The organism is Sphingomonas sp. OTU376 (assembly GCF_038440415.1).
Taxonomy (GTDB): domain Bacteria; phylum Pseudomonadota; class Alphaproteobacteria; order Sphingomonadales; family Sphingomonadaceae; genus Sphingomonas; species Sphingomonas kyeonggiensis_A.
In genome coordinates this window covers 1-25,912 of record NZ_JASATQ010000038.1, presented here as the reverse complement: position 1 = coordinate 25,912, position 25,912 = coordinate 1, and the positions used below count along the sequence as shown (strand labels likewise).

Annotated in this window: 32 protein-coding genes and 1 other RNA gene; 16 read left to right on the top strand and 17 right to left on the bottom strand. The window is 66.8% G+C overall.

Annotated features, from left to right (window positions below; all coding sequences use genetic code 11):
- Window positions 1-3 precede the first annotated feature (3 nt).
- Window positions 4-1,749, top strand: coding sequence for a chloride channel protein (locus AAHM44_RS15650; protein WP_269574905.1), 1,746 nt, complete (start codon window positions 4-6; stop codon window positions 1,747-1,749).
- A 52-nt stretch (window positions 1,750-1,801) separates the two neighbouring features.
- Here the strand turns inward: AAHM44_RS15650 and AAHM44_RS15645 are convergent, their stop codons facing one another.
- Window positions 1,802-2,149, bottom strand: a complete 348-nt coding sequence (locus AAHM44_RS15645) for a hypothetical protein (RefSeq protein WP_342250564.1) — start codon at window positions 2,147-2,149, stop codon at window positions 1,802-1,804.
- A 186-nt stretch (window positions 2,150-2,335) separates the two neighbouring features.
- Here AAHM44_RS15645 and AAHM44_RS15640 point away from each other — a divergent pair, with 186 nt between their 5' ends.
- Window positions 2,336-2,857 (top strand): hypothetical protein, encoded by a 522-nt coding sequence (locus AAHM44_RS15640; RefSeq protein WP_342250563.1) that lies wholly within the window; start codon window positions 2,336-2,338, stop codon window positions 2,855-2,857.
- Between the two features lie 64 nt (window positions 2,858-2,921).
- On the opposite strand, the gene AAHM44_RS15635 is transcribed toward AAHM44_RS15640, so the two are convergent.
- The gene (locus tag AAHM44_RS15635; RefSeq protein ID WP_342250562.1) at window positions 2,922-3,545 is read right to left on the bottom strand and encodes a superoxide dismutase; all 624 of its coding nucleotides are present in this window, start codon (window positions 3,543-3,545) and stop codon (window positions 2,922-2,924) included.
- A gap of 293 nt (window positions 3,546-3,838) precedes the next feature.
- Window positions 3,839-4,879 carry a phage shock protein operon transcriptional activator gene (gene pspF / locus AAHM44_RS15630; protein WP_342250561.1) on the bottom strand — a complete coding sequence of 347 codons (1,041 nt, stop codon included), beginning with the start codon at window positions 4,877-4,879 and terminating at the stop codon, window positions 3,839-3,841.
- A gap of 394 nt (window positions 4,880-5,273) precedes the next feature.
- Between pspF and pspA the strand changes: the two genes are divergently transcribed.
- The 10 genes from pspA (at window position 5,274) to AAHM44_RS15580 (ending at window position 8,852) form a co-directional block, all read left to right on the top strand.
- Window positions 5,274-5,942: a phage shock protein PspA gene (gene pspA / locus AAHM44_RS15625; protein ID WP_184167390.1), complete on the top strand. Its 669-nt coding sequence runs from the start codon at window positions 5,274-5,276 to the stop codon at window positions 5,940-5,942.
- 3 nt (window positions 5,943-5,945) lie between these two features.
- Window positions 5,946-6,218 (top strand): envelope stress response membrane protein PspB, encoded by a 273-nt coding sequence (pspB, locus tag AAHM44_RS15620; protein ID WP_183994719.1) that lies wholly within the window; start codon window positions 5,946-5,948, stop codon window positions 6,216-6,218.
- On the top strand, window positions 6,218-6,595 hold the full coding sequence (pspC, locus tag AAHM44_RS15615; protein ID WP_184168326.1) for an envelope stress response membrane protein PspC: 378 nt from the start codon (window positions 6,218-6,220) through the stop codon (window positions 6,593-6,595). Before pspB ends, pspC begins: the two co-directional genes overlap by 1 nt.
- 34 nt (window positions 6,596-6,629) lie before the next feature.
- The gene (locus tag AAHM44_RS15610; RefSeq protein ID WP_446745996.1) at window positions 6,630-6,941 is read left to right on the top strand and encodes a hypothetical protein; all 312 of its coding nucleotides are present in this window, start codon (window positions 6,630-6,632) and stop codon (window positions 6,939-6,941) included.
- A gap of 11 nt (window positions 6,942-6,952) precedes the next feature.
- Entirely contained in the window at window positions 6,953-7,267 is a 315-nt protein-coding gene (locus tag AAHM44_RS15605; protein WP_269574901.1) for a hypothetical protein, read from the top strand.
- Window positions 7,268-7,278: 11 nt separating this feature from the next.
- Window positions 7,279-7,551, top strand: coding sequence for a hypothetical protein (locus tag AAHM44_RS15600; protein WP_269574900.1), 273 nt, complete (start codon window positions 7,279-7,281; stop codon window positions 7,549-7,551).
- A gap of 50 nt (window positions 7,552-7,601) precedes the next feature.
- On the top strand, window positions 7,602-7,727 hold the full coding sequence (locus tag AAHM44_RS15595) for a hypothetical protein (protein ID WP_260396066.1): 126 nt from the start codon (window positions 7,602-7,604) through the stop codon (window positions 7,725-7,727).
- 31 nt (window positions 7,728-7,758) lie between these two features.
- Window positions 7,759-8,031 (top strand): hypothetical protein, encoded by a 273-nt coding sequence (locus tag AAHM44_RS15590; protein WP_269574899.1) that lies wholly within the window; start codon window positions 7,759-7,761, stop codon window positions 8,029-8,031.
- Between the two features lie 23 nt (window positions 8,032-8,054).
- On the top strand, window positions 8,055-8,300 hold the full coding sequence (locus tag AAHM44_RS15585; RefSeq protein ID WP_269574898.1) for a hypothetical protein: 246 nt from the start codon (window positions 8,055-8,057) through the stop codon (window positions 8,298-8,300).
- Window positions 8,301-8,441: 141 nt separating this feature from the next.
- Entirely contained in the window at window positions 8,442-8,852 is a 411-nt protein-coding gene (locus AAHM44_RS15580; RefSeq protein WP_269574897.1) for a SufE family protein, read from the top strand.
- 313 nt (window positions 8,853-9,165) lie between these two features.
- On the opposite strand, the gene AAHM44_RS15575 is transcribed toward AAHM44_RS15580, so the two are convergent.
- From AAHM44_RS15575 to AAHM44_RS15530, 10 genes are all read right to left on the bottom strand, one after another.
- Entirely contained in the window at window positions 9,166-9,474 is a 309-nt protein-coding gene (locus AAHM44_RS15575; protein WP_269574896.1) for a (2Fe-2S) ferredoxin domain-containing protein, read from the bottom strand.
- Entirely contained in the window at window positions 9,471-10,007 is a 537-nt protein-coding gene (locus tag AAHM44_RS15570) for a J domain-containing protein (RefSeq protein WP_184167410.1), read from the bottom strand. The genes AAHM44_RS15575 and AAHM44_RS15570 overlap by 4 nt, the downstream gene beginning before the upstream one ends.
- 66 nt (window positions 10,008-10,073) lie before the next feature.
- Window positions 10,074-10,438: RNase P RNA component class A (gene rnpB, locus AAHM44_RS15565), an RNA gene on the bottom strand.
- 49 nt (window positions 10,439-10,487) lie between these two features.
- On the bottom strand, window positions 10,488-10,769 hold the full coding sequence (locus AAHM44_RS15560) for a hypothetical protein (RefSeq protein WP_342250560.1): 282 nt from the start codon (window positions 10,767-10,769) through the stop codon (window positions 10,488-10,490).
- Between the two features lie 87 nt (window positions 10,770-10,856).
- Complete coding sequence (locus tag AAHM44_RS15555) at window positions 10,857-11,558, bottom strand: N-acetylmuramoyl-L-alanine amidase (RefSeq protein WP_184167415.1); 702 nt, start codon at window positions 11,556-11,558, stop codon at window positions 10,857-10,859.
- A 34-nt stretch (window positions 11,559-11,592) separates the two neighbouring features.
- Window positions 11,593-12,438, bottom strand: coding sequence for a CheR family methyltransferase (locus AAHM44_RS15550; protein WP_184167418.1), 846 nt, complete (start codon window positions 12,436-12,438; stop codon window positions 11,593-11,595).
- Window positions 12,435-13,466, bottom strand: coding sequence for a chemotaxis-specific protein-glutamate methyltransferase CheB (gene cheB, locus AAHM44_RS15545; protein WP_446745998.1), 1,032 nt, complete (start codon window positions 13,464-13,466; stop codon window positions 12,435-12,437). The genes AAHM44_RS15550 and cheB overlap by 4 nt, the downstream gene beginning before the upstream one ends.
- 131 nt (window positions 13,467-13,597) lie before the next feature.
- Window positions 13,598-13,963 (bottom strand): response regulator, encoded by a 366-nt coding sequence (locus tag AAHM44_RS15540; RefSeq protein WP_086129096.1) that lies wholly within the window; start codon window positions 13,961-13,963, stop codon window positions 13,598-13,600.
- 83 nt (window positions 13,964-14,046) lie between these two features.
- Window positions 14,047-14,472, bottom strand: a complete 426-nt coding sequence (locus AAHM44_RS15535; RefSeq protein ID WP_184167421.1) for a chemotaxis protein CheW — start codon at window positions 14,470-14,472, stop codon at window positions 14,047-14,049.
- The gene (locus AAHM44_RS15530) at window positions 14,472-16,796 is read right to left on the bottom strand and encodes a chemotaxis protein CheA (RefSeq protein ID WP_342250558.1); all 2,325 of its coding nucleotides are present in this window, start codon (window positions 16,794-16,796) and stop codon (window positions 14,472-14,474) included. Before AAHM44_RS15530 ends, AAHM44_RS15535 begins: the two co-directional genes overlap by 1 nt.
- 121 nt (window positions 16,797-16,917) lie before the next feature.
- Here AAHM44_RS15530 and AAHM44_RS15525 point away from each other — a divergent pair, with 121 nt between their 5' ends.
- The gene (locus AAHM44_RS15525) at window positions 16,918-17,358 is read left to right on the top strand and encodes a hypothetical protein (RefSeq protein ID WP_342250557.1); all 441 of its coding nucleotides are present in this window, start codon (window positions 16,918-16,920) and stop codon (window positions 17,356-17,358) included.
- 12 nt (window positions 17,359-17,370) lie between these two features.
- On the opposite strand, the gene AAHM44_RS15520 is transcribed toward AAHM44_RS15525, so the two are convergent.
- Window positions 17,371-18,441, bottom strand: a complete 1,071-nt coding sequence (locus AAHM44_RS15520; RefSeq protein WP_342250556.1) for a serine hydrolase domain-containing protein — start codon at window positions 18,439-18,441, stop codon at window positions 17,371-17,373.
- A 79-nt stretch (window positions 18,442-18,520) separates the two neighbouring features.
- Complete coding sequence (locus AAHM44_RS15515) at window positions 18,521-19,165, bottom strand: histidine phosphotransferase family protein (protein ID WP_184167433.1); 645 nt, start codon at window positions 19,163-19,165, stop codon at window positions 18,521-18,523.
- Between the two features lie 145 nt (window positions 19,166-19,310).
- On the opposite strand from AAHM44_RS15515, the gene AAHM44_RS15510 reads away from it, so the two are divergent.
- Window positions 19,311-20,585: a serine hydrolase domain-containing protein gene (locus AAHM44_RS15510; protein ID WP_342250555.1), complete on the top strand. Its 1,275-nt coding sequence runs from the start codon at window positions 19,311-19,313 to the stop codon at window positions 20,583-20,585.
- A 2-nt stretch (window positions 20,586-20,587) separates the two neighbouring features.
- Here the strand turns inward: AAHM44_RS15510 and AAHM44_RS15505 are convergent, their stop codons facing one another.
- Window positions 20,588-20,734 carry a lmo0937 family membrane protein gene (locus AAHM44_RS15505; protein WP_269574889.1) on the bottom strand — a complete coding sequence of 49 codons (147 nt, stop codon included), beginning with the start codon at window positions 20,732-20,734 and terminating at the stop codon, window positions 20,588-20,590.
- Between the two features lie 148 nt (window positions 20,735-20,882).
- Between AAHM44_RS15505 and AAHM44_RS15500 the strand changes: the two genes are divergently transcribed.
- On the top strand, window positions 20,883-22,865 hold the full coding sequence (locus AAHM44_RS15500; RefSeq protein ID WP_342250554.1) for a PAS domain-containing sensor histidine kinase: 1,983 nt from the start codon (window positions 20,883-20,885) through the stop codon (window positions 22,863-22,865).
- Here AAHM44_RS15500 and AAHM44_RS15495 read toward each other — a convergent pair.
- Complete coding sequence (locus AAHM44_RS15495; protein WP_342250553.1) at window positions 22,862-25,207, bottom strand: glycoside hydrolase family 95 protein; 2,346 nt, start codon at window positions 25,205-25,207, stop codon at window positions 22,862-22,864. The two genes, AAHM44_RS15500 and AAHM44_RS15495, sit on opposite strands and share 4 nt — an antisense overlap.
- Before the next feature lie 168 nt (window positions 25,208-25,375).
- On the opposite strand from AAHM44_RS15495, the gene AAHM44_RS15490 reads away from it, so the two are divergent.
- A complete protein-coding gene (locus AAHM44_RS15490; RefSeq protein ID WP_184167446.1) occupies window positions 25,376-25,831 on the top strand; it encodes a hypothetical protein in 456 nt (151 codons plus the stop codon).
- Window positions 25,832-25,912 lie beyond the last annotated feature (81 nt).

Genomic DNA, 25,912 nt, shown 5'->3' with positions numbered 1-25,912 from the left:
GCGGTGTCGAGCAACCTCTATCGCGCAGTGCGCGCCACCAACTGGCTGCGGCGCCAGGTGCGCACCAATTCGCTGTGGTTCCTTGCGCTCTCGATGCTCGTCGGGATTGGTGCGGGCGCCAGCGCGATCGCGCTCGGCCAGCTCGCCCGCGGCACCCAGCGGCTGTTGTTCGGCCTGGCACAGGGCGAGCATCTGAGCGCCGCCAGTCAGATCGAGCCCTGGCGCCTGGTCTCCCTGCCCGTCGGCGGCGCACTGCTCGGGCTGGTCCTGTGGTTCCTGCGCCGACGCAAGGCGGTCGACATCGTCGAAGCCAATGCGCTGCACGGCGGCCGCATCCCGGCGCGCGACACCGCCACCGTGGTCGGCACGACCCTGCTCTCCAACAGCTTCGGCGCCTCGGTGGGGCTTGAGGCCGCCTATGCCCAGGCAGGCGGTGGCCTCGCCTCGCTGCTCGGCCAGAAGGTGAAGCTGCGCCGTGGCGACCTGCGCACGTTGATGGCCGCCGGCGCGGGCGCGGCGGTGAGCGCGGCGTTCGGCGCACCGCTAACCGGCGCCTTCTACGCTTTCGAAGTCGTGCTCGGCGCCTATAGCCCGGCCACGGTTGCCCCGGTGATGCTCGCCGCACTGTCCGCCGCAGTGCTGGCACGAGGGCTTGGCATGACGCCCTATGTGATCGCGGCGGGCGGCATGCATCCGATCGGGACCGCCGACTATATCCTCTACGGGGTGCTGGGCGTACTCTGCGCCGGGCTCGGCATCGTCCTGATGCGACTGGTCTCGCTGGTCGAGCACGCGGTGCATCGCTCGAAGCTGCCGATGCACTGGGCGCCGCTGGTCGGCGGGCTGCTGCTGGTGCCGCTGGCGATGATCTCGCCCCAGGCGCTGTCCGGCGGTCACGGCGCACTCAACCTCAACCTGATGGCCGAAGTGACGATCGCCGGCCTCGCCCTGACGATCCTGCTCAAGATGCTCGCCTCGGCGATATCGCTCGGTTTCGGCTTTCGCGGCGGCCTGTTCTTCGCCTCGCTGTTCCTCGGCTCACTGGTCGGGCGGCTCTACCAGGTGATGCTCGCACAGGTGCCCGGCCTGCACGTGCTGGCGCCCGACGATGCCACCGTGGTCGGCATGGCGGCGCTTGCCGTCGCCGTGGTCGGTGGGCCGATGACCATGTCGCTGCTGGTCCTCGAAGTGACCCATGATTTCAGCATCACCGGCGTCGCGCTCGCCGCCACGCTGATTGCCTCGACCGTGGCGCGCTCGACCTTCGGCTATAATTTCTCCACCTGGCGCCTCCACCTGCGCGGCGAGACGCTGCGCAGCGGCCGCGACGTGGGCTGGATGCGCGCGCTCACCGCCGTCCAGATGATGCGCCGCGACGTGCCGCAGATACCCGCCTATTCGAGCGTCTCCGCCTTTCGCGAGCGCTTCCCGCTCGGCTCGACAACGCGGGTCGTGCTGCTCGACGTGAAGGGCCGCTATGCCGGCATCGTCGAGACCGCCGCCGCCTGGTCGCCCGAAGTCGAACCGGTCGCCGAAATCGGCACCCTCGCCCGCCTGCCCCAGGCGAAGCTGTCACCGGAAATGGGGATCGGTGAGGTACTGGAGATGTTCGACCGCGTCGCGGCGGACGATCTCGCCGTGGTCGATCGCGAAGGCAATGTCATCGGCCTGATCACCGAGCGCCACGCCCGCCGCCGCTATGCCGAGGAACTGGAGCGCTCCCAGCGGGAATTGTACGGCGAGGCTTGAGGCCTCCCTGCTTCGTCATCCCCGCGCAGGCGGGGATGACGAAGCAGGGAGGCTATTTCCGTTGGCCGGACCGTTTGGCCACGACATCATTCCGCAGGGCCTCACGCCGCGCGAACAACTCCGCCTCCTCGGATGGGCTCAACCCGCCAGCGGCAAACCGCTCCTCCAGCGTATCAATCTGATAGGCCTCACGCCGCAACTGCTTCGCCTCGCGCCGCGTAAGCTGCCCGCCGCTCCGCCCATCCCGAATATCGCTACGAATCTTGGCAGTCTCAGCCGCACTCCGGTCCTGGCTCATCGAACCACCCGAAGGCCCCTTCAGGCTCGGCCCTCCCCAGATCTGCGCGGAGGCAGGAGCGGCAAGCAGCAGCACAGGGGCAAGGATCAGATCGCGACGCATGAGGCTTCTCCCGTTCCCGACACGATCGACGGCGCAAGTTGAATGCCGGGTGAATGCCCGGGAAACCGTGATAAACCATGTCCTTATCCGTTGCGTTGCCGATACGGCATAGCTCTCGCCAGTAAAGTTCTATGCATACATATGCATATATCCCTATGCGCGCCGCCATCTTCCACGGATCGGGAAATGAACACCATGCGGTTACTCGCACTTGGCGTGCTGCTGGCGATGTCGACGCCGGCCGTCGCCCATGCCCAGGACAATTCGCAGCAGATGCGCGACATGGTCGCCCAGATGCGCGCCACCGCGGCACAGATGAAAGGGCAGCTTCCGCCCGAGGACATCGCCGAGATGCTGCGCTCGGCCGACGAGATCGAAAAGGGTATCAAGGACGGCGCCTATGCCGCCGCCGCCCCGGCCGCTCCCGACCTCACCGCCCGCATCGCCGCCGCGCACCAGGGCAAGCTCGACTGGCTGATGGGAGAGCCCGCCTGCGTTGGTTATATGTGGGAGAACTGGCGGACCTTCCGTCTCCAGTCCGGTGATCGAGACGCCCAGCGCGACCTGCTCTGCCGCAAGGCCTTCTCGAACTATGAGGACTATTTCCTCACCACCCGCAACGGCGGCGATCGCGCCCATGCGATGCGGGCGCTGGCCGCGTACGACAAGGCAGCGCAGGAGGCGGTCGACTTCTTCGAGCGCAAATAGGCCGGCAAATGAAAAGGGGCGCCCGATCGCTCGGACGCCCCTTTCTGAACGCTTGTCGCGAAGATCAGCTGTCCTGGTCAGCCCGGCCCACGCCGGCGCCGTCGAGATTCTGCGACACGAAGTCCCAGTTGATGATGTTCGCGGTGATCGTCTCGAGATACTTCGGACGCAGGTTGCGATAGTCGATGTAGTAGGCATGCTCCCACACGTCGATCGTGAGCAGCGGCTTCATGCCCTCATAGACCACCGGCGTATCGGCGTCGTGCAGCGAGGTGACCTTGAGCTGGTCGCCGTCGAGCACCAGCCAGCCCCAGCCGTTCGAGAAGTGCGCGGTCGATTCAGCTACCAGCTTCTTCACGAGCTCGTCGGTCGAACCGTACTGCGAAGCGATCAGCTCGGCGAGCTTGCCGCTCGGCGCGGTCTTCTCGCCGGTCAGGCCCTGCCAGAAGAAGCTGTGGTTCCAGATCTGGGCCGAGTTGTTGAACAGGCCCTTGTCGCCGGTTTCCTTGGCGTGCGCGATCACTTCGCTGAGCTTGCGGCCCTCTAGGCCCTTCTCGGCGATGAAGCCGTTGGTCTTGTCGACATAGGCCTTGTGATGCTTGCCGTGGTGAAACTCGAGCGTCTCGGCCGACATGTGCGGCGCCAGCACGTCCTTGTCGAAGGGAAGCGGGGGAAGTTCGAAGGCCATTTGGTCTCTCCAGGTTCACCAGGGGGTTCACCCGGGCAACGAACCGCCGGGCGATGCGGTCCCTCCCCTAACCCGCAAAATTCATCGCTGTCGCGGAAAAATCGTTGCGTCGCGCAAATGAAAATTTCGATCGGGCGCGATTGGCAGAATTACTATTGCAAACGCTAATCAATAGCTTGATTTTCGTACGTAATATTTACTCCGTCATCCCCGCGAAAGCGGGATCCAGAGTCACACAGGACGTCGCTTTGTTATCCTGAATCCCCGCCTTCGCGGGGTTGACGAAGGGGAAATTACCCGCCCACCTGCAGCAGTTCATGCCGCTTCAGCGCGTGGCGCAGCTGGTCATAGGTAAGCCCCAGCGCCTCCGCCGTCGCCCGCTGGTTGAAGCGGTGATCGGCGAGCGCGCGCTGGAGCAGCTCCTTCTCGAACCGCGCCACCCGACCCTTGAAATCGGTCGCGCCCGAAAGTGCCGCCGGCTGCTCCTCGAGCACCACCGGCGCCGCCGCCGCCGCGACAGGCGTTGTCGCGCTCGAAGCGCTCCCCTGCATCGTGCGCAGGCGATAGGGCGACTGGAAGGGGTCGATCTCGATCGCGTCGATCGGCCCGTCCTGTTCCCAGCGATAGACCGCACGCTCGACGACGTTGCGCAGCTCGCGGACATTGCCGGGCCAGTCGTAATTGGTGAGGATGTCGAGCGCGTGCGGTCCCCAGCCCGGCCAGTCGACCCAGCCGATCTCGCTCGCCATGCGCCGGCCGTAGAAATCCGCCAGCACCTCCACGTCCCCGCCCCGGTGCCGAAGCGGCGGCAGGGTGACCACCTCGAAGCTCAGCCGGTCGAGCAGATCGGCGCGGAAACTACCCTTGTTGACCCGCTCGGGCAGATGCTCGTTGGTCGCCGCCACGATGCGGACATCGACCGTCACCGGCCGCGACGATCCGATCCGGGTGATTTCGCCATATTCAACCGCGCGCAGCAGCCGCTCCTGCGCGCCCATCGACAGCGTGCCCAATTCGTCCAGGAACAAGGTACCGCGATGCGCTTCCTCGAAGCGGCCGATCCGCGCCTTGGTCGCACCGGTAAAGGCGCCGGCCTCATGGCCGAACAGCTCGGCCTCGATCAGCGTCTCGGGCAGCGCCGCGCAGTTCATCGTCACCAGCGGCTGGTCCCAGCGCGGGGACAGGCGGTGGAGACGCTCGGCGACCAGTTCCTTGCCGGTACCGCGCTCGCCGATCACCAGCACCGGGCGATCGAGCGCGGCGGCGCGACTGGCACGCTCCAGCGCATCAAGGAATGCCGAGGATTGGCCGATGACCTGGGTTATGCGCTCCATGCCAAATCCTTGGTGTATTTTCCCAACACTTGGCAAGTTAAATCCGCCACCTGAATGCCTTATGAACGGCAAAAACGGCAGATTTCTGCGGTTTTCGGAAATTGGCACGCCCCCTGCAAAGCATATGGCAAGCCCGCTGACGGGCCTGGATAAACACCAAGGTTCAGGGAAACAGGAACATGAACGCCAACGCCGCCTACTACCGCAACGCCTTCTTCTCGGTGGCACTTTCGGTAGCCGCCAGCCTGATCATCATGGTCGGCACGGCCGGCCTGGTGACGGCCTAAGAACAGGGTCTCCCGCTCGCTTCCCCTCGCGAGCGGAAACCTGACGGGAGGGGTCACCCCCTAGACCCCTCCCGCCGGGAAACAGAACACGAAGGAGTAACGACGAAATGGGTATCTTCTCTCGAACCCGCGACATCATTGCCGCCAACGTCACCGACCTGCTCGACAAGGCGGAAGATCCCGCGAAGATGATCCGCATGATCATCCTCGAGATGGAGGAAACGCTGGTCGAGGTCCGCGCTTCCGCGGCCCGCACCATCGCGGACCAGAAGGAAATGCGCCGCCACATCGCCAAGCTGGAAAAGCTCCAGGAGAGCTGGACCGAGAAGGCGGAGCTGGCGCTCTCCAAGGGCCGCGAGGACCTGGCCAAGGCCGCGCTCGTCGAAAAGCAGAAGGCCGCCGACATGTGCGACCAGCTGAACGAGGAGATTGCAGTGCTCGACGAAGCGCTCAAGGCTTCGGAAGAGGACATCAACAAGCTCCAGACCAAGCTGCGCGAGGCCCGCGCCCGCCAGAACTCGATCGTCACGCGGCTGGAAAGCGCCAGCAACCGGGTGCGCCTGCGCGAGATCACCAACGGCTCGCGGGTGCAGGATGCCTTCTCGCGCTTCGATGTCCTTGAGCGCCGGGTAGACTTCGCCGAGGGCCGCGCGGAAGCAGCCGGCCTGGGCGCCGCGCCCAAGACGCTCGACGAGGAAATCGCCGAACTCCGCTCGTCGGAGAAGGTGGATGCCGAGCTCGAGGCCCTGAAGGCCCGCCTCAACAAGGGAGCCTAAGCGATGGAGGAAGTCTTCCTTCCGATCGTCATCGTCGGAATGCTCTTCATCGGGCTCCCCTGGGTGATCATGCACTATATCACCAAGTGGAAGCAGTCCGGGACGATCACCAACGAGGACGAGAAGCTGCTCGACGAGCTGCACTACACTGCACGCCTGCTTGAGGAGCGCCTGCTCACTGTCGAGCGGATCATCGCCGCCGACAACCCCGATTTCCGCCCTGTCCGCGACGCCCGTCCGGAACAGAGCCCCTACGACATCTCGCGGAGGAACTGATCATGTCGAGCCGCACGAAATTCTACCTCGACAAGGCAAATGGCAAGTGGCTGGGCGTCTGCTCGGGGCTGGCCGACTACACCGGGATCGACGTCATCTGGCTTCGCCTCGGCATGGTGCTGGTCACCTTCAGCACCTTCCCGATGGGCCTGATCGCCTACATGCTGATCGCCTGGCTGGCCCCGGCAAAGCCCTACGGGCTCTACCAGGGCCCTGAGGAAGCCAAGTTCTGGCAGGGTGTCCGCTCGAACCCGACGCGCTCGACCGCCGAGGTCCGCTCGAAGTTCCGCGACATCGATCGCCGCCTGGCCGATATCGAGATGTACTATACGAGCCGCAACACCCGGCTCGCCGATGAGATCGACAGCCTGCGCTGAGCCAATCGCCAGGTAAGTCCACAGGGAGGAAGACATGAGGGAGTTGAGTTGGCTGGTACCGGTGCTGATCGTCGCTGCGGTGATGGCATCGGGAGCCTTCAAGACCTGGGTCCGTGCCAAGCATGGCTACCCGCTCGAGGACGAGGAAGGCCGCCGCGGCCGCCGGAGCTTCCGGGGCCAGAGCCGCGAGGACCTGGAGGCCGATCGCAAGATCGCACTCCTCTCGACCGAGAATGAGCGTCTGACCGGCCAGATCAGCCGCCTCGAAGAGCGGATCGCAGTGCTCGAGCGGATCGCTACCGATCCCGCCGAGCGGGTCGCCCGCGAGATCGACAGCCTGCGCTGAGGAGTGACGAGATGAGCTTTCCCTTCGCAGCCTTCGCCCCGGTAGCCCTGATCGTCGGTGCTCTGGTGGTCGCAGGATGGGTGTTCACCACCTGGCTCCGCATCAAGCATGGCTATCCGCTCGACGGGGCCTGGGGCCAGGCGGTCTATCCGAAGAATGACGACGCGGCGATGGAGCGGATCAAGCTCCTGAGCCAGGAGAACGCCCAGCTCCGTGCCGAACTGGGCTCGATCAAGGACCGGCTCGCCAATGTCGAGCGGATCGTGACCGACAGCTCGCACATGCTCGATCGCGAGATCGAGAGCCTGCGCGGGCCGAGCAACTGAGGAGATAGACGATGGAAATCAGCCCCATTCTCATCCCCATCCTGGGTATCCTGTGCGGCATGGTCGCCATCTTCGGCGGCGTCTTCCTCAAGCCCTGGTTCGCGCTGCAGCAGCGCAAGATGGAGCTCGAGGCGCAGATGGTCGCCGAGAAGGCAGCCCAGTACGCCGCCCAGACCGAGAGGCTCGAGCAGCGGGTCCGGGTGCTGGAACGCATCGTCACCGACAAGGGCGTCGATCTCGCCAACGAGATCGAGCAGCTGCGGGATGCCCCCCCGCTGAATTGAAAGTTCCCACGCGGCGCCGACAAGGGCCGCCAGTAAGAGGAAAGTCCGAAATGATTGCCATCGTGATGCTCGCAGTGCTGACGGCACTGTGCGGGGGCGGTATTGTCCTCGCCGAAATGCGGGACCGCCCTGTTCGCCGCGCCGCGCGGCTGGCCAAGGCCAACCAGCAGAACTGATCGATCAAAGCGCGTTTGAAGGAGTAGTGGAATGAACCCGTTCGAGATGGTTGTCGCGATTATCGTGATCGTCACGATCGGCAGCGTGCTCAAGGCGCGCTACGGCATCCACAAGGACAAGGACGGCAACGAGGTCTATCGCGGCAACAATGCCGACGCAGCCTCGGTCGCCGAGAATGCCCGGCTCCGCGACGAGGTCCGTGCGCTCAAGGAGCGCGTCCAGGTCCTCGAGCGCGTGGTTACCGACACCGAAGGCAGCGTCCGTCTCGACCGCGAGATCGAATCGCTGCGCGACAAGAACTGACGTCAGACCAAGGGAGGCATGACGTGACCCAGGATCCGACTCTCTACCTTACCCTCGCCGTCTCCGGTCTCGCCGGGATCGCCATGATCACCACCGCCGGGCTCTCGGGCTGGCGCGGCTGGCTGGCCCTGAAGCGCCAGGAGCTCGATGCCCATCACGGCCCCGAAGTGGCGACGGCAATGCCGACCGCGGCCTCGCGGATCGAGATCGCCGATCTCAAGGAGCGCATCCGCAAGCTCGAAGCGATCGCGGCGGGCGTGGATTTGTGAGCTGCCCCAACGAAGTCCCGTCATGCTGAACTTGTTTCAGCATCCAACTCTCCCCCCGCACATCGCCCATGGAGAGTCGGACCCTGAAACAAGTTCAGGGTGACGGTGGAATAAAGGCGAGGCCACGCTATAGCGCCCTGCATGACCAGCCTCGCCGACCTGCAGGACGAATATGCGTTCCTCGAAGCCGATGACCGCTACCGCCTGTTGATCGATCTGGGCCGCGGACTCGAGGAGATGCCCGAAGCGCTCAAGACCGATGCGACCCTGGTCCGCGGTTGTTCGGCCTCCGTCTGGGTCTATCCCACAAGGCGCGACGACGGCACGCTCCACTTCCTCGCCGATTCCAACGCGGCGATCACCAAGGGCATCATCGCACTGGTGCTGCTTACGGTGCAGGACAAGGCCCCGGCCGAGATCCTGGCAACCGATATCGAAAGCGCCCTCGCCCCGTTCGACCTGAAGAACCAGCTCAGCTCGAATCGCACCCAGGGCATCCCCAACATGATCGCCCTGGTGCGCGAAACCGCGCGGCGCTACGCGGCAGGCTGAGCAATCCTATTCTTCCCCGGCGAAGGCCAAGGCCGTCCTGGACCCCGGCCTTCGCCGGGGAAAGACGAGCCGGACACCAACCCTGCCCTACCCCACTCTTGCAATGTAGGATTTCGCCTGCTGGGCTGGCGCAGCCGGCCCCATGGCCAGCCGCTCTTTGACCCTGTCGGAAGAATAGGATCACGCACGCGCAACAGGTTGCGAGATGCGCGGCATTCCCGAGAAATTAGGGAGAATAAGCCCGGCTGGAACCCGTTCTTGGCCTGTACTTCGTGTACTTTGGCGAGTCGTCGCCCCTTCGATGTTGGAAGGCTCAGCCGCGCTTGAGGCCCAGTTCCCCGGCCACGCCGTCGAGATCGGCACCCTTTGGCACCAGCAGCCATTCGCCCGGCCCGCCGGCGTCGATCACCGTCACCGCGCCGCGCGGGCAGACGCCCATGCACTTCACCTCGACGATCCCCGCCTCGGCCTTGCGGCCCTTCTTCAGGCCGAGATGCTTGCGCAATGCCTTGGCGAGCGATTGCCTGCCTTTCGGCCCGAAGCCGCCGTCCAGCTTCTTCGAGCATTTGGCGCAGACCAGGACGGTATGTTCCCAGTTGGAATGGACGCGAAGCTTGCTCAATCGCCCTTCCAGGTGCGCCGCTCCTCGGCGGCCTTGAGCACGTCGTACGCCGCCTGGATCGCCTGGAAGCGCTTGGCGGCCTCGGCATCCCCGGGCTTCACATCGGGATGATTGACCTTGGCGAGCCGGCGCCATGCGAGGCGCACCGCCTCGAAATCGCTATCGACTTCGAGCTCGAGCACTTCCAGGGCGCGGATTTCGTCGCGCGAACGGCTGCCGTCGCCGGGTCCGGCCCAGCCATTGTACTTCGCCTCGGCAAAGCCCGAGGCATCGCGGCGCTCATCGGCTTCGCGCTTGGCGGCTTCCTCGGCGGTCAGGCCCGCGAAATAGTCCCAGTTACGATTATACTCGGCGGCGTGCGTCTCGCAGAAATACCAGCGCTCGCGGCTGTTCGGCGATTTGGGCGCGGGCCGGTCGCCCGGCTGGTCGCAGCCATGGCGATCGCACATCCGCACCTGCACGGCCTCACGCTCGGCGCCATAGGCGCGCCAGCGCGGAAAGCCCCAGTCGGAAGAACGTGTCGATCGTGCCATCCCGCCCAGATAGACACTCGGCCCGCAGGCGCAAGCGGGTGCGCGCCTGGCGCCGTCCCGTAAAATGATGCCAGAGGATCTATAAGCCGGGTTCTGTCCTCGCCTTTCGGCGATGTGCGACCATTCCTCTAGGCGACGGATTGCTCCGCCGCTCCAGCAACCAACCCGGGCGACGGGCCGGAACCAGGCCCATATGCCGCCCCTATTCGGTCTTGCTCCCGGTGGGGTTTACCATGCCGCTTCCGTTACCGGTCGCGCGGTGCGCTCTTGCCGCACCCTTTCACCCTTGCTGGCCCCGAAGGACTTAGCGGTCTGCTCTCTGTGGCACTTTCCCTGGGGTCGCCCCCGCCGGGCATTACCCGGCACCGTGTTTCCGTGGAGCCCGGACTTTCCTCGCGTGCTTGCGCACCCGCGGCCGCCCGATCCTCTGGCGGTGCCCCGTCTAGCGCCGCCGCACGCAACTGCAAGTGTTCAGGCGCCTTATTCCGGGTCGACGGTGCGCATCGCGGTGCCCCAGGCCATCACTTCCACCTTCCAGGTGACATTCAGCCCGGACGCCAATGCGATCTTGCGATAGTCCGATCCCATGCCCACCACATCGTCGGCACCGCGCACCTCCGCGATCCGCCGGACCGCGTCGGTCGCCTCGCTGACGGTCGGAATGTTCACGGACGAGGGCACTTCGCCCTTGGCATCGGCGCGTGCCACGCCGGAAAGATAGGCCTGGACCGGGCCCAGGGATGTCGAACCGATATTGCTCAAGGCGAAAACCTCCGCCTTCCTATAGATCATCCTATACTTGCGGAGTTCCGCATGAATTTAGTGCACGGCTGCGTAACCAAATCCGGCTCAGTCATCGCCCTGCGGCTTGGGCAGGAGCAAGGCGAGCAGGAGGCAGCGGCACTCCATGTCGATCTCGCCATCGACCAGCTCGGGACGGAAGCGGCGCTGGAAGGCGGTGACCGCTGCGGTCTCGTCGCTCACGTCATAGCCGAAGCGCTCGAGCGCCATGATGAAGCCGGCATCGGGCCAGCCCGGATCGAGCAGGTTCCTGGTCGGCCGCGGCAGCGCCAGGCGCAGCCGGGCCAGCGCGTGCCAGTTGAACAGCTCGCCCGGATCCTGCTTGCGCGCCGGCGCGACGTCGGAATGGCCGACGACGTTCCCGCGGGTGATCGCGTAGCGCTCCTTGATCTCGGCGACGAGCGGGATCACCGAGCCCATCTGCTCGGCCGAAAAGGGACGATAGCCATGTTCATGGCCGGGATTGACGATCTCGATGCCGACCGAGGCCGAATTGACGTCGGTGATCCCGCGCCAGTGCGAGCGGCCGGCATGCCAGGCGCGCTTGTCCTCGGGAACCAGCCGGGTGATGTTGCCGTCCTCGTCGACCATGTAGTGGGCCGAGACCTTGGCGGCAGGGTCGCGCATCCGCTCCAATGCGGCCTCGGCGCTTTCCATGCCGGTATAGTGCAGCACGATCATCGTGACCGGGAGCGCACGCTCGTCGAAATTCGGCGAAGGCGCATCGAGGAAGACCAGGCCGGTATGCATCGTCGCCGACGCTACCCCTGCTTGGCCATGGCGATCAAGCCGTTGCGAGCAACGTCCCAGGTGCCTCGACCCGGCGATAGAAGCCGCGATACTTCTCGCACGGGGTGAAATGGTCGGTCTGGCCGATCACCGTCTCGCCCGCACCAAGCGCGAGCAGGCCGCCCGGACGGATCGCCGAAGCCAGTGTGTCGAACACCTTGCGCCGCACCGCGACCGAGAAATAGAGCATCACGTTGCGGCACAGGATGATGTCGAAGCATCCCGCCGGCGCCGCATCGAGCGTAAGATTGTGCTGGCGGAACTGCAGCTTGCGGACCAGCTCGGGCTTGGCGACCCAATCGGCGTTCACCGAATCGAACCAGGTCATCATCCGGCGCACCGGCAGGCCGCGCTGGATCTCGAACTGCGAGAAGCGGCCGCTGCGGGCACGCGCCAGCGCCGCCGGCGAAACGTCGGTCGCCACGATCTCCGGATCGGGCATTTCCCGCTCGGAAAAGAGCATGGCGAGGCTCAGCGGCTCCTGCCCGGTCGAGCAGCCGGCGGACCAGATGCGCAGCCGGCGGTGACCGGCCTCGGCCTGCATCGCCTGCGCGGCATCGGCGATCATGTCGAGCACCGCCACGTCGCGGAAGAAGCTGGTTTCCTGGTTGAGCAGCGCATCGACCACCTGGTCGGCCAGCTCCCCGGTCCGCGCCGCAATGAGCTGGGCGACGAGCTCGTCGAGGCTGCCCAGACCGCGTTCCCGCAGGATCGGCTTGAGCGCGGTCTCGATCCGCCAGGTGCGGTTCGCTGCGATCTGCTGGCCGGCGCGCTGCTCGAGCAGCGCCGCGATCATGTTCATTGCGCCTGCCGAGGCGATCGGCGTGCTGCCCGGGATCATGCGCCGCCTCCGCCGCGCGCGATCAGCCGGCCGATCTCGTCCGGCGGCAGGATCGCGCTGACCCGGCCGGCATTGGCGACGGCGCCGGGCATGCCCCACACCACCGAGCTCGCCCTGTCCTGCGCCAGCACCTTGGCACCGGCGTCGATCAGGTCCTTGGCGCCTTCGCAGCCATCGCGGCCCATGCCGCTCAGCACCACGCCGAGCGCGCGGGCGCCGAACACTTCCGCGACGCTCTCGAACATCGGGTCGACCGAGGGCATGCAGCCGCTCGAGGCCTTTTCATGGGTCAGGCGGATCGCCGCGCCATCGGACATGCGGACCACGCGCATATGGGCATCGCCCGGCGCCACGATGATCCGGCCGGGCCGGATGCGCATGCGATCGGTCGCGACCTCACAGGGGCGGCCGCCGAGCACGGCGAGCTGCGTCGCGAAATAGCTCATGAACGAGACGGGCAGATGCTGGGTCACCAGGACCGGCACGCGGAAACTGGCCGGGATCGCGCGGAGCAGCTGGCTGAGCGCGTGGATGCCGCCGGTGGAGGCGCCGATCGCGACCAGGTCGAAATTCTCCGGGGCCTGGACCGGAAACTGGTAATGCGGGTGATGCGCCACTGCGGCCGGCTCGGCATGGCTGTGGTGCGCGGTGCCGGCAAGCGGAAGATGGGCCGGTTCGGGAAGCGACTGCACATGCGCCTCGAGCAGGCGCGAAAGCCGCTCCTCCAGCACTTCGGCGAAGCGGCCGCCGAATGCGCCGATTCCGGGCTTCACCAGCGTGTCCGCCGCGCCCAGCGCCAGCGCCTGCACGGTCACCGCCGCGCCCTGCTCGGCCGCCGAGGAAACGATCAGCACCTTGGCGCCCTTGCCCGCCGCGATCACGTCGGGCAGCGCGGTGATGCCGTCGATGCCCGGCATCTCGATGTCGAGCAGGATGATGTCGACGCTGTTGGTCTTCAGATAGTCGAGCGCGGCCCGCACATCGCTATAGGCGGCGGCAACGCGAAAGCGGCGCGTGCCTTCCACCATGCGCCCCAGCACCGAGCGTGCGACGACCGAGTCATCGACGATCAGCACCTGCGCCGGCCCGGCGGTGGTGCCGCTGAACCCGGTTTCCGCAAGAGTTGCGTGCGCCACCTTGGGCTCCTTGGCTGCGCCGCTTACGCGACGCCGACGATCTGCAGCTTGCTTTCCAGCGTCTCGCGGTCGAACGGCTTCATGACATATTCGTCGGCGCCGGCCTCGATGGCGGCGCGGATATAGGCCATGCCGTTCTCGGTAGTGCAGAACACCACCTTGGGGCGCTGCGGAAGCCCGGAATCCTTGAGCGCGCGCAGGAAGTCCATGCCGCTCATCACGGGCATGTTCCAGTCGAGCAGGATCACGTCCGGCGGGGTCTGGAGGCAGGAGTCCAGCGCCTCGCGGCCGTCACCAGCCTCGCGCACTTCGAAGTCGAGCGTTTCCAGGATGTGCCGGGCGACCTTCCGGATCACCTTGGAGTCATCGACTACCAGACAAGTCTTCATTTTCCCCTGTTCCCCGCTTTCAGGTGTCTAGGTTGGGAGTGGACAGTGCACGAAAGATGTGAGTGCGACGTTAATCTTGCGAACTAATTGATCCCGGCATGACCGGGGACGAGGCTGGCGAGATCGATCGCGAGGATCGGTTCGCCGTCGCGCTCGACGATCCCCCGCCCCGCCCCGCGCCAGGCGGGATCGAGCGTGACGCCATGCGCGAGCGGCAGCAGGTCGAACGGCGCGACATCGTCGAGCGCATCGACCAGCATCGCGTAATGATGCCCCTCGACATGGGTGATCACCGCACGGCGCGCCGGGCTGCCGCCCGCCATGCCGAGCGCCGACTGGGTATCGACCACCGTCACCACGCGGCTGCGCAGCGCGGCAAGCCCGCGGACATGCTGCGAGGCGCGCGGCACCGCCGTCACCTCGCCGATATCCACCACCGACTCGACCTGTTCGGAGTCGATCGCCACGGCACGCCCGGCAATCTGGGCGATGAGATAGAGATGCGACATCAGCGACCTGCCTTGCCGGAAACCCGGGCTTCGAGCGCGGAAAGCAGTCCCGCCCTGTCATATCTATAGACGCTATCGTCGCCCAGGCCGCCCGAAGCGCGCTTCTTTCTCAGCCGGACAACCGGCGCGGGGCTGCCCATGGCGCCCTGGTTCTCCTCGGTGGAGAGCACCACGGCCGGCGTCTCGCCCGGCGCCAGGCGCAGCGCGACGCGGTATCCCGAGGCTTCCAGCAGCGGCTTCACGAACGATGCCATCCAGCCGTCATTGTCGCCCGAGATCAGGCAAAGCGGCGGCGCATCCTCGACTTCGCGCTCGGCATGCTCGTCGAAGATCCACAGCATGTCGACCAGTTCGATCTGCTCGCCATCGACCAGCACGACGCCGGCGATCGGCCCCGGTTCGCGGGCCGGCGCGATCTCTTCGGGCAGCAGCACGATGTCGGCGGCTTCCTCGATCGCATAGCTGACTTCGTTGGTGCCGTCCTTGAGGCGCAGCACATTGATCCGCCCGAGCCCGTCCAGATCGCCATGCGCGGCGAGCGGCAGGATGCGCTCGTCGATGGTCACGCGGAAGCGGCCGGCGGCGAAGCGGACGTTGCCGGCATCGACCTGCTCGACGCGATCGACCGCCGCGAGCGGCACCGCGCGGCGCACGCCGTCGAGATCGCGGAACAGCAGCGCCGGCAGGCCCTGCGCGACTTCCACTTCTTCCTCTTCCTCGAACAGCTGCTGGCTGTCGCGGCTGAAATCCAGGCTCGCCGCCTTGGCCATGCCGGCGCAATCGAGCAGCAGCATCGGCAGGCCCGAATCGGGCAGCGTCTGGCCGGCATAGAGGCCGGTGGACATGACGGCAGGCGAAGCCGGCTTGATGACCAGCTCCTCATTGTCGAGCACCGTATCGACAGCGAGCGCATAGCTCCCCTCGCTCACGCTGACGATCGCGAGCATCTGCCCACCCTCGTCGCGCGCGGTGGTTGCCGGCAGGCCGAGCATGTCGGCGAGATGGATCAGCGGCATGCGGCGCTCGCGCACCGTGGCGACCGGAGAACCACCGATCGTGTCGACGCGGATCGCATCGCCGCGCTCGGTGACGATCTCCTCGATCGACTGGCGCGGGATCGCGAAGCGCTGGCCGTCGACGCCGACCACGATCGTCGAGATGATCGACAGGGTCAGCGGCACATGGATGGCAAGACGCAACCCCTTGCCGAGCGTGCTGTCGAGCTCGACGCGCCCGCCGATCTGCTCGATCGCGGCGCGCACCACGTCCATGCCGACGCCGCGGCCCGAAATCTCGCTGACCACGTCCTTGGAGGAAAGGCCCGGCTCGAACACCAACTCCAGCTTGGCGCGGTTCGACAGGCTGCGCAGCTTGGCTTCGTCGCGCCCCTGCGCGACCAGCTTCTGGATCAGCCGCTCGGTATCGATGCCGCGGCCATCGTCCGCGATCTCGATGATGATCTGGTTGCCTGACTGGCGCGCCGAGACCGACAGGCGGCCATTCTCGCGCTTGCCGCCGGCGCGGCGCTCGGCCGGCGCCTCGATGCCATGGTCGATCGAATTGCGGATGATGTGGACCAGCGGGTCGCGCATCACTTCGATCATCTCGCGGTCGAGCTCGACGTCCGAGCCCTCGACCTGGAGCATCACCGACTTGCCCAGCCCCGCCGCCGTGTCGCGCACCATGCGCGGCAGCGCGGAGAACAGCGCGTCGATCTTCTGCATGCGCGTGCGGGTCACCGTGTCGCGCATCTCGCCGACGGTGAGCGACAGGCGCTCGAGCGCCGCCTCGATCGCGGGATCGACTTCGCCCTGGCGCAGCCGCCGGGCCAGCTCGTTGCGAGCGAGCACCATATCCGACATGCCGGACATCATCCGGTCGAGCAGGTCGACGTTCAGGCGCACGCTGCGTGCCGGAGCACGGCTGACGATCGGGCCGGCATGGGCGATTTCCTCGGCGCCCTCGGCAAGCGCGGCGATCAGCAGTTCGTCGCCGCTGTCATCCAGCCCGGTGCCCGATTCGATGGCTTCGACCAGCTCGCCGATCCGGTCGACCACCGCGAGCACGGCATTGACCAGCGCGCGATCCGGCGCGCGCTTGCCGTCGCGGACCTGTGCCAGCACGTCCTCGGCGGCATGGCTGAGGCGACCGAGACGCGGCAGGTCGAGGAAGCCGCAGCTCCCCTTCACGGTGTGCACGAAGCGGAAAATGGCGTCGAGGCGTGCGCGATCGGCGGGATGCGCTTCCCACGCGACGATCTCGCCCGAAAGCGCTTCGAGCGTTTCTCGCGTCTCGGCGATGAATTCCTGCAGCAGGTCGTCCATGGGGCCCCGGAAAGCAAATTTGCGGGGGTCTTGTGCGGGATGGGTGGTTAAAAGGGCGTTAGCTGCTCCGACGAAAGACGCCGGCTTGCGCACCGCGATCGTCCATGGAACCCTGTCCTGCATGGACGGTACGCGCGCCTTCAGGAAATCAGCCGGAACATTCGCCAATTGCGAGAAAGCACCCGACTATGCCGAGCTGACTCCGCTGCGGATACCGGCAGGCTGGAGCATCGGATGGAACCAGCTCCACCGCGACAAGCGCGTGGAGGACGGCGATTTTGGCGGCTCCAGTGTGTTCTACGCCACGAACCCCGGCAGGCGCTTCGTGATCGACGTGGAATTCCGGCCTGAGCACAACCCCGACGGCCATTTCGAGCTAACGGTGCAATATCAACCCTGGCCACGCGACGCACGCGGCAGGCGCCAGAACGATGCCCCTTTCGCTTTCGACGCCAATGCAAAGCTGATGCACAGCATCGAAACGCGGTCCTATACCGAGTTAATCGAACAGCTCGAAACCTGGCTCGCGCGCTGCACGATCTGGTCGGTCGAGGGCAACTGACTTCGACGAGGCCTAACGGGCTTCGCCACCCGCATAGCTGGCATCGAGCAGCGCCGTGCCGAGGTCGCCGAGCTTCTGATAGTCATAGCTCGCGTTGGTGAGGACGATTACCGTGTGCCCGTCGGCAAGCACGCGGCGCGCGAGCATCCGGAAGCCGCCGTTCGAGCCATCCTCCCACGCCGCCTCGCGGTCCCTCCCCCCGATCTTCTCGATCCGCACCCGGCCACCCAGCGCATAATGCTGGTCGGGCATCAGCGTGGTCGTCAGCGCCTTGCGCGAAGCCGGGCTGAGAAATCTGCCGTCCAGCACCGCGTTCATCAGCACCAGCAGATCCGGCGCGCTGGTATAGAAACCGCCAGCCATCGCCATGAAATCAGGCACCGGGTTGGGCTTGCGCACCGGCTCGGGGACAAGCGCCGCATAACCCTGCGCCATGCCCCGCACCGCGCCGGAGTCGCCGCGATAGACGCCACTGTCCTTCAGCCCCAGCGGCCGGACCAGCAGCTGCTCGACCAGGGCGGCATAGGGCTTGCCGCTGATGCGCTCGGCAACGGCCTTTGCGATCAGCCAGTTGGAGTGCGAATAGTCCCATTCGGTGCCGGGCGCGAAGGCCAGGTCGCCGCTTGCGTAGCGCCGTACGGCCGCCATCTGCTCCATCTCGATGCCGCGCGTGGCGGGATCCTTGCGCGCCGCCTGGATATCGTTGGGCACGCCGCTCGAATGGCTCATCAGCCGCCGGAGCGTCAGCCGGGCACCGGTATCGGCGCGATAGTCGGGCAGGTAGCGGGTTATCGGCGCATCGAGGTCGAGCCTGCCCTGGTCGACCAGCTTGAGGATCACGATCGAAGCGACCCATTTGGAAACCGATCCGGTCTCGAACCGCGTATTCGCCAGCATCGGCACACCATTCGCGGCATCCGCCCGGCCGATCCCTTCGACGAAGCGGACCTGCTTGCCGGTGCCGACCAGCGCGACGCCGTTGAAGCCATCGCTGGCATCGACCAGGTCATGATAGGATTGCGCGGTACAGGGCGTCGCCACGCCAAGCGCCAGCACCGTCCCCGCGATCTTCAAGCCCCGCATACGCCACTCCCATGCCCGCGAACCTCGCAAGCATGTCATGGCGATGCTGATCGTTCAACTACAACTGTAGTCGAATATCTCAGGCGACGCGGAAGCTCGCCCCGAACAGCAGCACCTCTGCATCCGGCGGGCTGACCTGAAGCACGCCGCCGCCCTGGGTCACCAGCGCATGGACAAGATAGGCCGCCGCCGCGCGCGGGGTGATCGGCACATCGTCCTTGCCGCCGGCCAGCGCGCTGCGCAGCTCGGGATCGAGCACGATGCGCGGGCCGTCGGCGCGCACCACGATCTCGATATTCCCATCGACGATCTCGGCGCCGATATCGAGCTGACCGCCGCGGATCAGTGCGTCGCCGCCGATCAGCGACAGGTTCATCAGCACCTTGATCGCCTGCTTGGGGAGGACAGGATCCTCGACCATCCAGCCGACATTGACGCGGTGGTTCTCGCCGAACAGCCCTTCGATCGCCGCCTGCGCCTCGCGCGTATCCACCGTCTCGCCGAAACCACCGGCCGCGCCGAAGGCCAGGCGGAAGAACTTCAGCTTGTTGGCACTCGCCTTGGCGCTCTCGTTGAGTAGTTCCAGGCAGCGCGCGCGCATCTCGGGATCATGCTCGTCGGCGAGCAGCTCCAGCCCATTGTTGAGCGCCCCCACCGGGCTCAGCAAATCGTGGCAGAGCCGCGAGCAGAGCAGGCTGGCGAAGTCGGTCGGGCTGATGTTCAAGATGAAGGCTCCCCGCAAGGTCGAACCTCTTTGGCGCAGGGCGCGCCATGCTGCAAGCGCGTGCCTGACACGCGACCAAGGTCGTAGCTGTACGCACCACCCGGGTAACGCTACCACCAACGGAAAATAGAATGTGGGAGAGCATATGCGACAGGTCCTGCCCATCCTCGCCGCGCTGCTGGTCGTGCAGCCCCTGCCCGCCCTGGCGCAGGAGAAACCGGCCGCCACGGCGACGTTCCGGATCGACAAGGCGCGCATCGATCGCGCGCTCGCCGATATGGTGGCCAGCGGCCGCGCCACCGGCGTCGAGGCGCTGGTCTGGAAGGATGGGCGCGAAGTCTATTTCGGCGCCACCGGTCTGGCCGATCGCGAGGCGAACCGGCCGTTCAGCCGCGACACGCTGGTTCAGATCTATTCGATGACCAAGCCGGTCACCGGCGTCGCTCTGATGCAGCTCTGGGAACAGGGCAGGTTCGGGCTCGACGATCCCCTTTCCCGCTATCTCCCCGAATTCGCGACGATGCTCGTGCAGGACGGCACCGATGCGCAGGGCCAGCCGGTCTGGCGCCCCTCGAAGCGTCCGGTAACCGTCCGCGACGTGCTGCGCCATACGGCTGGCTTCGCCTATGGCGACGGCCCGAGCAACGCGGAAAAGGCCTTTGCCGCCGCCGATCCGCTTGGTCTCGATCATGATCTGGCCGAGTTCGGGCACCGCCTCGCGCACACGCCGCTGATCTTCGAACCCGGCAGCGAATGGCGATACAGCTCGGCGGTCGATGTGCAGGCGCTGCTCGTCGAGAAGCTCTCCGGCCAGAAGTTCGAGGACTATGTCCGCGAGCACATTCTCCAGCCGCTCGGCATCAAGGAAGCGGCCTGGACCCAGCCGATGGAGCGGCTCGATCGCTTTGCCGCGACCTATATCCTCGGCGCCGACAAGAAGCTCAGCCGCGAGCCCGACGCCATCACCCGCCAGCGCAATTTCCCCAAGCCGGCGATGACCATGGGCGGTGCCGGAATCGTCGCGCCGATCGACGATTACATGCGCTTCGCCCGCATGTTGCTCGGCCAGGGCAGCCTTGACGGCGTGCGCATCCTAAAGCCCGCCACCGTGCGTCTGATGGCCACCAACCAGCTCGATCCCCGGATAAAGGAGCGGAGCTGGCTACCCGGAAAGGGCAATGTCGGCTTCGGCTTCGATTTCGCGGTGCGCGTGGGCCAGCCGCTGACGCCTGACGAACAGCGCGGTGCGGTCGGCGAGTTCTTCTGGGACGGCGCGGCCTCCACCCTGTTCTGGGTCGATCCCGCCAACAAGCTGGCGGCCGTGTTCTTCGTCCAGACCAAGCCCTTCCAGGTCTCGCTCCACCGCGACTTCCGCAAGGCAGTCTACGGTGAAGCGTATCTCGGGCCGCCCGGGGACTAAGGCTAGACGACCCTGCGGCCCGTGAAGAGCTGGATCAGGCCGACCACGATGGCGATCACCAGCAGCAGATGGATGATCCCACCGGCGACGTGGAAGGTGAAGCCCAGCAGCCACAAGACCAGCAGGATGACAACGACGGTCCAAAGCATCGGCACGCTCTCCATTTAGAGTTTTCCCATCAACGGGTTGCGCGAGCGAAACGTTCCAGCGACCTGCGGTTTTTCCGGATTACGCCAGTTTGGCTGCTTCCTGCTATGACGGGCCCGGACGGGCATGGGCCCGGCATCCGGAAGGATCATGGTAGGCAGGGCCGCACAAAGACAGGCTGAGACGTTATCCGGGGGCCGCTGGGCGGCTCTCGGCGCGTCACGCCTGCCCGCCTGGCTCGCCGGGATCAGCTGCCTGATCCTGTCGCTGCCCACGATCGGCTGGCTGCTCGGCATTCCGGTGCTGCGCGGGTTCGGCGATCCGAACTATGCGGTCGCGCCGCTCGTTGCGTTCATCGGCTGCAGCGTGACGCTTGCCACCTTCCTGGTGGTGATCGGCCAACCCAGGCTGGCGCGGATCGCCCTGATCCCCGCGGGTCTGCTGCTCGGCCTTGCGGTGGTGCAGTATCTGACCGGCGCGTTCGCCCTGGAGCGGCTGTTCTTCTACGACACCGTCTTGCGGATGGGCGTGCGCAACCACGGCGTTCTTCCCGGTGGAACCGCCGCGATGCAGACCGCTGGTGCGCTGGCTGCACTGGGCGTCACTTCGAACCGGCGCATCCACCAGATCATCGGCGTCATCCTCGCCAGTGCGACGATCGCGCTTACCCTGCTGGCGACCGCCGCGTTGCTCGCCGCGGGCGGCGCCACGCCCGGGTTTCTCGGGCGCTCGGCGATCTCGACCATGCTGGCGCTCGCCCCCGCCACCGCGCTGATCCTCTACGCGATGCGCCGCCAGCCCGGCGAGCGAAGCTGGTCGCTGCTTTCGCAGCTGGCGCCCGCGATCATCATCCTTCCGGTCATCCCGTCCCTGCTCGGGTTCGTCACCGTCCAGTCCGGGCTGCTCGGCTTCAATGCGGCGCAGTTCCTGGTTCTCACTCTCGACGTGGTGATCCTCGCCTGGGTGCTGGCCCGCGCGGTCCGCCATTCCGAGGCGCAGAGCCGCGCGCTCGCGATCCGCGAGGCGAAGCTTAGCGCGGTGCTGGCGATGGTGCCCGACGCGGTGGTGCTGATCAACGAAAGCGGCACGATCCTCGATTTCAGCAAGGCAGCCGAGAAGCTGTGGGGCTATTCGGCGGACGAAGTCGTCGGCCAGCCGGTCACCATGCTCGCCCCCGCCGCCAACAGCATCCGCTACGAAGGCGAGCTCGCCGGCCTGCGCGGGCGCGAGCTGCGCCCGGCCGATGCCGAGCCGCTCAGCGCGGTCGGGCTGCGCCGCGACGGATCGACCTTTCCGGTCGAAGTCCGCGCCGGCCGCGTCGAGACCGGGGACGAGGAGTGCCTGACGGTCTTCATCCGCGACATGTCCACCCAGTTCGGCATCGACGACCAGGTCGCCCAGCTCAACGCCGAGCTCGCCCATCTCGCCCGCCAGAGCGCCATGGGCGAGGCCGCCGCCGATCTCGCGCACGAGCTCAACCAGCCGCTCACCGCCGCCGCCAACTATCTCTCCGCCGCCGCGATGGTCGCCAAGGTCAGCGGTACCGAGGGGCCGGGCACCGAGCTGGTCGGCAACGCCCGCGAGCAGGTGATGCAGGCCGGCGAGATCATCCGCCGCTTGCGCAGCTTCACCGAGCGCAACGATACCGAGCGCAGCGTCGAGCCGATGCGCCCGCTGATCGAGGACGCGGTGCGACTGGTGCTGGTCGGCTCCGGCCGCCTCGCCGCCCAGATCGACTATCAGGTCGACCCGGACAATCTCAGCGCATTTGTCGATCGCGTCCAGGTCCAGCAGGTCCTGGTCAACCTGCTGCGCAATGCGCTGGAGGCGTTGCGCAAGGCGGGCACCGAGGACCCGCAGATCCGGATCACCGCCCATGCCGCGGACGACCAGATGATCGAGATCGAGTGCCGCGACAATGGCCCCGGGCTGCCGCCGGAGACGCTGAACCAGCTCTTCCAGCGCTTCTCGGCCAACAGCGCGAGCGAGGGCATGGGCATCGGCCTGTCGATCTCGAAGCGCATCGTCGAGCTGCATGGCGGCGTGTTCGCCGCCGCCAATGATCCGGCGGGCGGCGCGGTGTTCACCTTCACCCTGCCGACGCTCGAGGGCGGCGACACGCCCGAAGGCTAGGCGAAGTCGCGTGCCGACAGGCGGACTTCCCGCCCGGGCACGATCCGCACCGTCCGCGCCTTGCCGCCCAGATGGACCTCCCGCGTTCCGGCAATGGTGCCGCGCAGCCGCGCCTGCTCCAGCTTCCCATTCCGCCAGGAAAGGTCGATCGTGCAGCCACCCCGCGTACGCAGGCCGTTCGCCCTGCCCTCGCGCCATGCCCCCGGCAGCGCCGGCAGCAGGTCGATCCGCGCACCGCGGTTCTGCACCAGCATCTCGACGATCCCCGCCGCGCCGCCGAAATTGCCGTCGATCTGGAAGGGCGGATGCGCGTCGAACATGTTGGGATAGGTGCGCTCGGGCCCGAGCAGGAACTTCAGGATCCCGTGCGCGTGGTCGCCGTCGCGCAGCCTCGCCCACAGGTTGATCCGCCACGCCGTCGCCCATCCGGTCGCCTTGTCGCCGCGGATCTCGAGGCTGCGTTTCGCCGCCGCCGCGAGTTCGGTCGTGCGCTCCGGATCGATCTGGTGGCTCGGATAGAGCCCGTAGAGGTGCGAGACATGCCGGTGGTGGACATCCTCGGCATCGTCGTCCCAGTCGAACGGCCATTCCTGCAGCTGGCCCTGCCTGCCCACCCGCATCGGCGGCAGCTTGGCCCGGGCCGCCCCGATCTCGCGCACCAGCGCCGCATCGCGCCCGAGCACGCCGGCAGCCGCAACCGTCTGGTCGAACAGGTCCCGCAATATCTGGCTGTCCATCGTCGGCGCGAAGATCAGCGACGAGCCATGGCCATGCCCGTTCTCGGGCGAGAGCGAGGGGTTGGTGACCAGGTGCCCGGTCTCGGCATCGACCTGCAGCGTATCGAGGAAGAACCGGCAGGCCCCCGCCAGGATCGGCCAGATCGACTCCAGATACGCGCGGTCCGGCGCGTACTCGTACCGCTCCCATAGGTGCGTGCAGAGCCACGCCCCGCCCATCGGCCACAGCCCGTATTTTGCCCCGTCGATCGGCGCGGTCGCCCGCCATAGATCGGTATTGTGATGGCATACCCAGCCCCGCGCGCCGTACATGTCGCGTGCCGTCTTCGCCCCCGTCTCGGCGATCTCGCGGACCAGCTGGACCAGCGGCTCCGCGCACTCGGCCAGATTGGTGGTGTGCGCCGGCCAGTAGTTCATCTCGGTATTGATGTTGATGGTGTACTTGCTGCCCCAGGGCGGGCTCGGCTTGTCGTTCCAGATGCCCTGGAGGTTCGCCGCCTGCGTTCCCGGCCGTGACGAGCAGATCAGCAAATAGCGCGCATACTGGAAGTAGAGCGCCGCCAGCGCCGGATCGTCGCTGCTCTCGGACTCGCGGATGCGCCGGTCGGTCGGCAGCGCCGCTGCCGGGGTACTGCCCAGGTCGAGCGTCACCCGCTGGAACAGCCGGCGATGCTCGGCCGCCGTCGCCGCGGCGAGCGCGGCAAAACCCTTGCCCCGCGCCGCCGCGATCTGGCGCGTGGTGATCGCGGTCGGATCGCCGCTGACATCGTCATAGCGCTTGTAGCTGGTCGCCATCGCGATCCGCAGCGTCACGCCATCGGCACCCTCGACCACCAGCGCATCGCCCTCGGCACGCACCCGCCCGCCTCTGGCTTCGACTTCCACCCGCGCCTCGAAGCGCAGCGCGCCCGCGATCGCGCCATGCGGATCATTCTGCCCGCTCAATACCAGCGCGTTCCCGTCGGCCCGCATCGTCCATTTCTTCTCGGGCGAGGTGAAGGAGAGCCGGCAGGAAACCGCGCCCGGCCGGCTGGCACCCAGTTCCACCGCGATCACCTGGTCGACCGGCGAGGCGATCACCCGGCGGCGATAGGCCACGCCGTCGATCGCGAACTCCGTCTCGGCCAGCGCCGCGTCGAGGTCGAGGCTGCGCCGATACCCGGTCGCCCGTACCGCATCGAGCCCGGGCATCGCTATCCCCAGGCTGCCGATCGTCTGGTACGCCGCCTGCCGAAGCGGCGTCGCCATCAGCTTCTCGTTCGCAAGCTTCTCCGCCTCGGCGAACCTGCCCTCGAAGATCAGCCGTCGCACCTCGGGCAGCGCCGCCTTCGCCGCCGGATTGACCGGATCATAGGGGCCGCCAGCCCAGAGCGTATCCTCGTTGAGCTGCAGCCGTTCCTCGCCGATCCCGCCGAACACCATTGCGCCGATCCGGCCATTGCCGATCGGCAGCGCCTCGGTCCATTCCCTGGCCGGCTGTTCGTACCAGAGCAGGTTCGCAGCAGCGGCCGCACGCTTCGCCCGGGCCCTCGGAGCGGCCAGCGCGGCCCCCGCGACCGCGAACAGCCCCATCGCCCCGCGCCTGTCGAACGCCCAGTCCCGCATTGCCCTCTCCTGCTCGATTTTGCACAGATGATACCGCTATCATCGCTATTGGCAACGCAGCGCCACGCCCGACAAGTTGCGACAATTTCGCCCCCGTTCCGAGAAACCCGCGCGACAGCCTGGGCCTAATCCTTCCTCATCCAGACATCACTGGAGCGGAGAAAAGGCATGATGAAACTGAAATTCGCCGCGCTGCTCGCAGCCAGCGCCCTCACCTTCGGCACCGGCGCCGCGATGGCGGCTCCGCAGGACCGCACCCCGCCCAAGGCGGAACAGCGCGCCCCGCGTCACAACCCGATGGACCTCAACAAGGACGGCTTCGTCAGCAAGGACGAGTGGATGAAGGCCGCCGCCGCCCGCTTCGAGAAGTTCGACGTCAGCAAGGACGGCAAGCTCTCCCGCGAGGAAATCCGCTTCGGCCGCTTCGAACAGCACCGCATGCACGGCCGCGGCCATGGCTTCCACCGCGGCGGTCGCGGCGGCCCCGAGCGCGGTCCGCATGGCGGCCCCGGCTTCGGTCCCGGCCGTGAGGGGCCGGGCGGCCCCGGTCACCACCGCATGGGCCCGCCGCCGCCCCCGCCCGCCGATGCACCCGCTCCGGCAGCGCCTGCACCGGGCAACTGAGCTTGCCTATCCGCCGGCTCGACAGACCTGCTTCCCCGGGGGGGGGGGGGGGGGGGGGGGGGGGGGGGGCGCGGGCGCGCG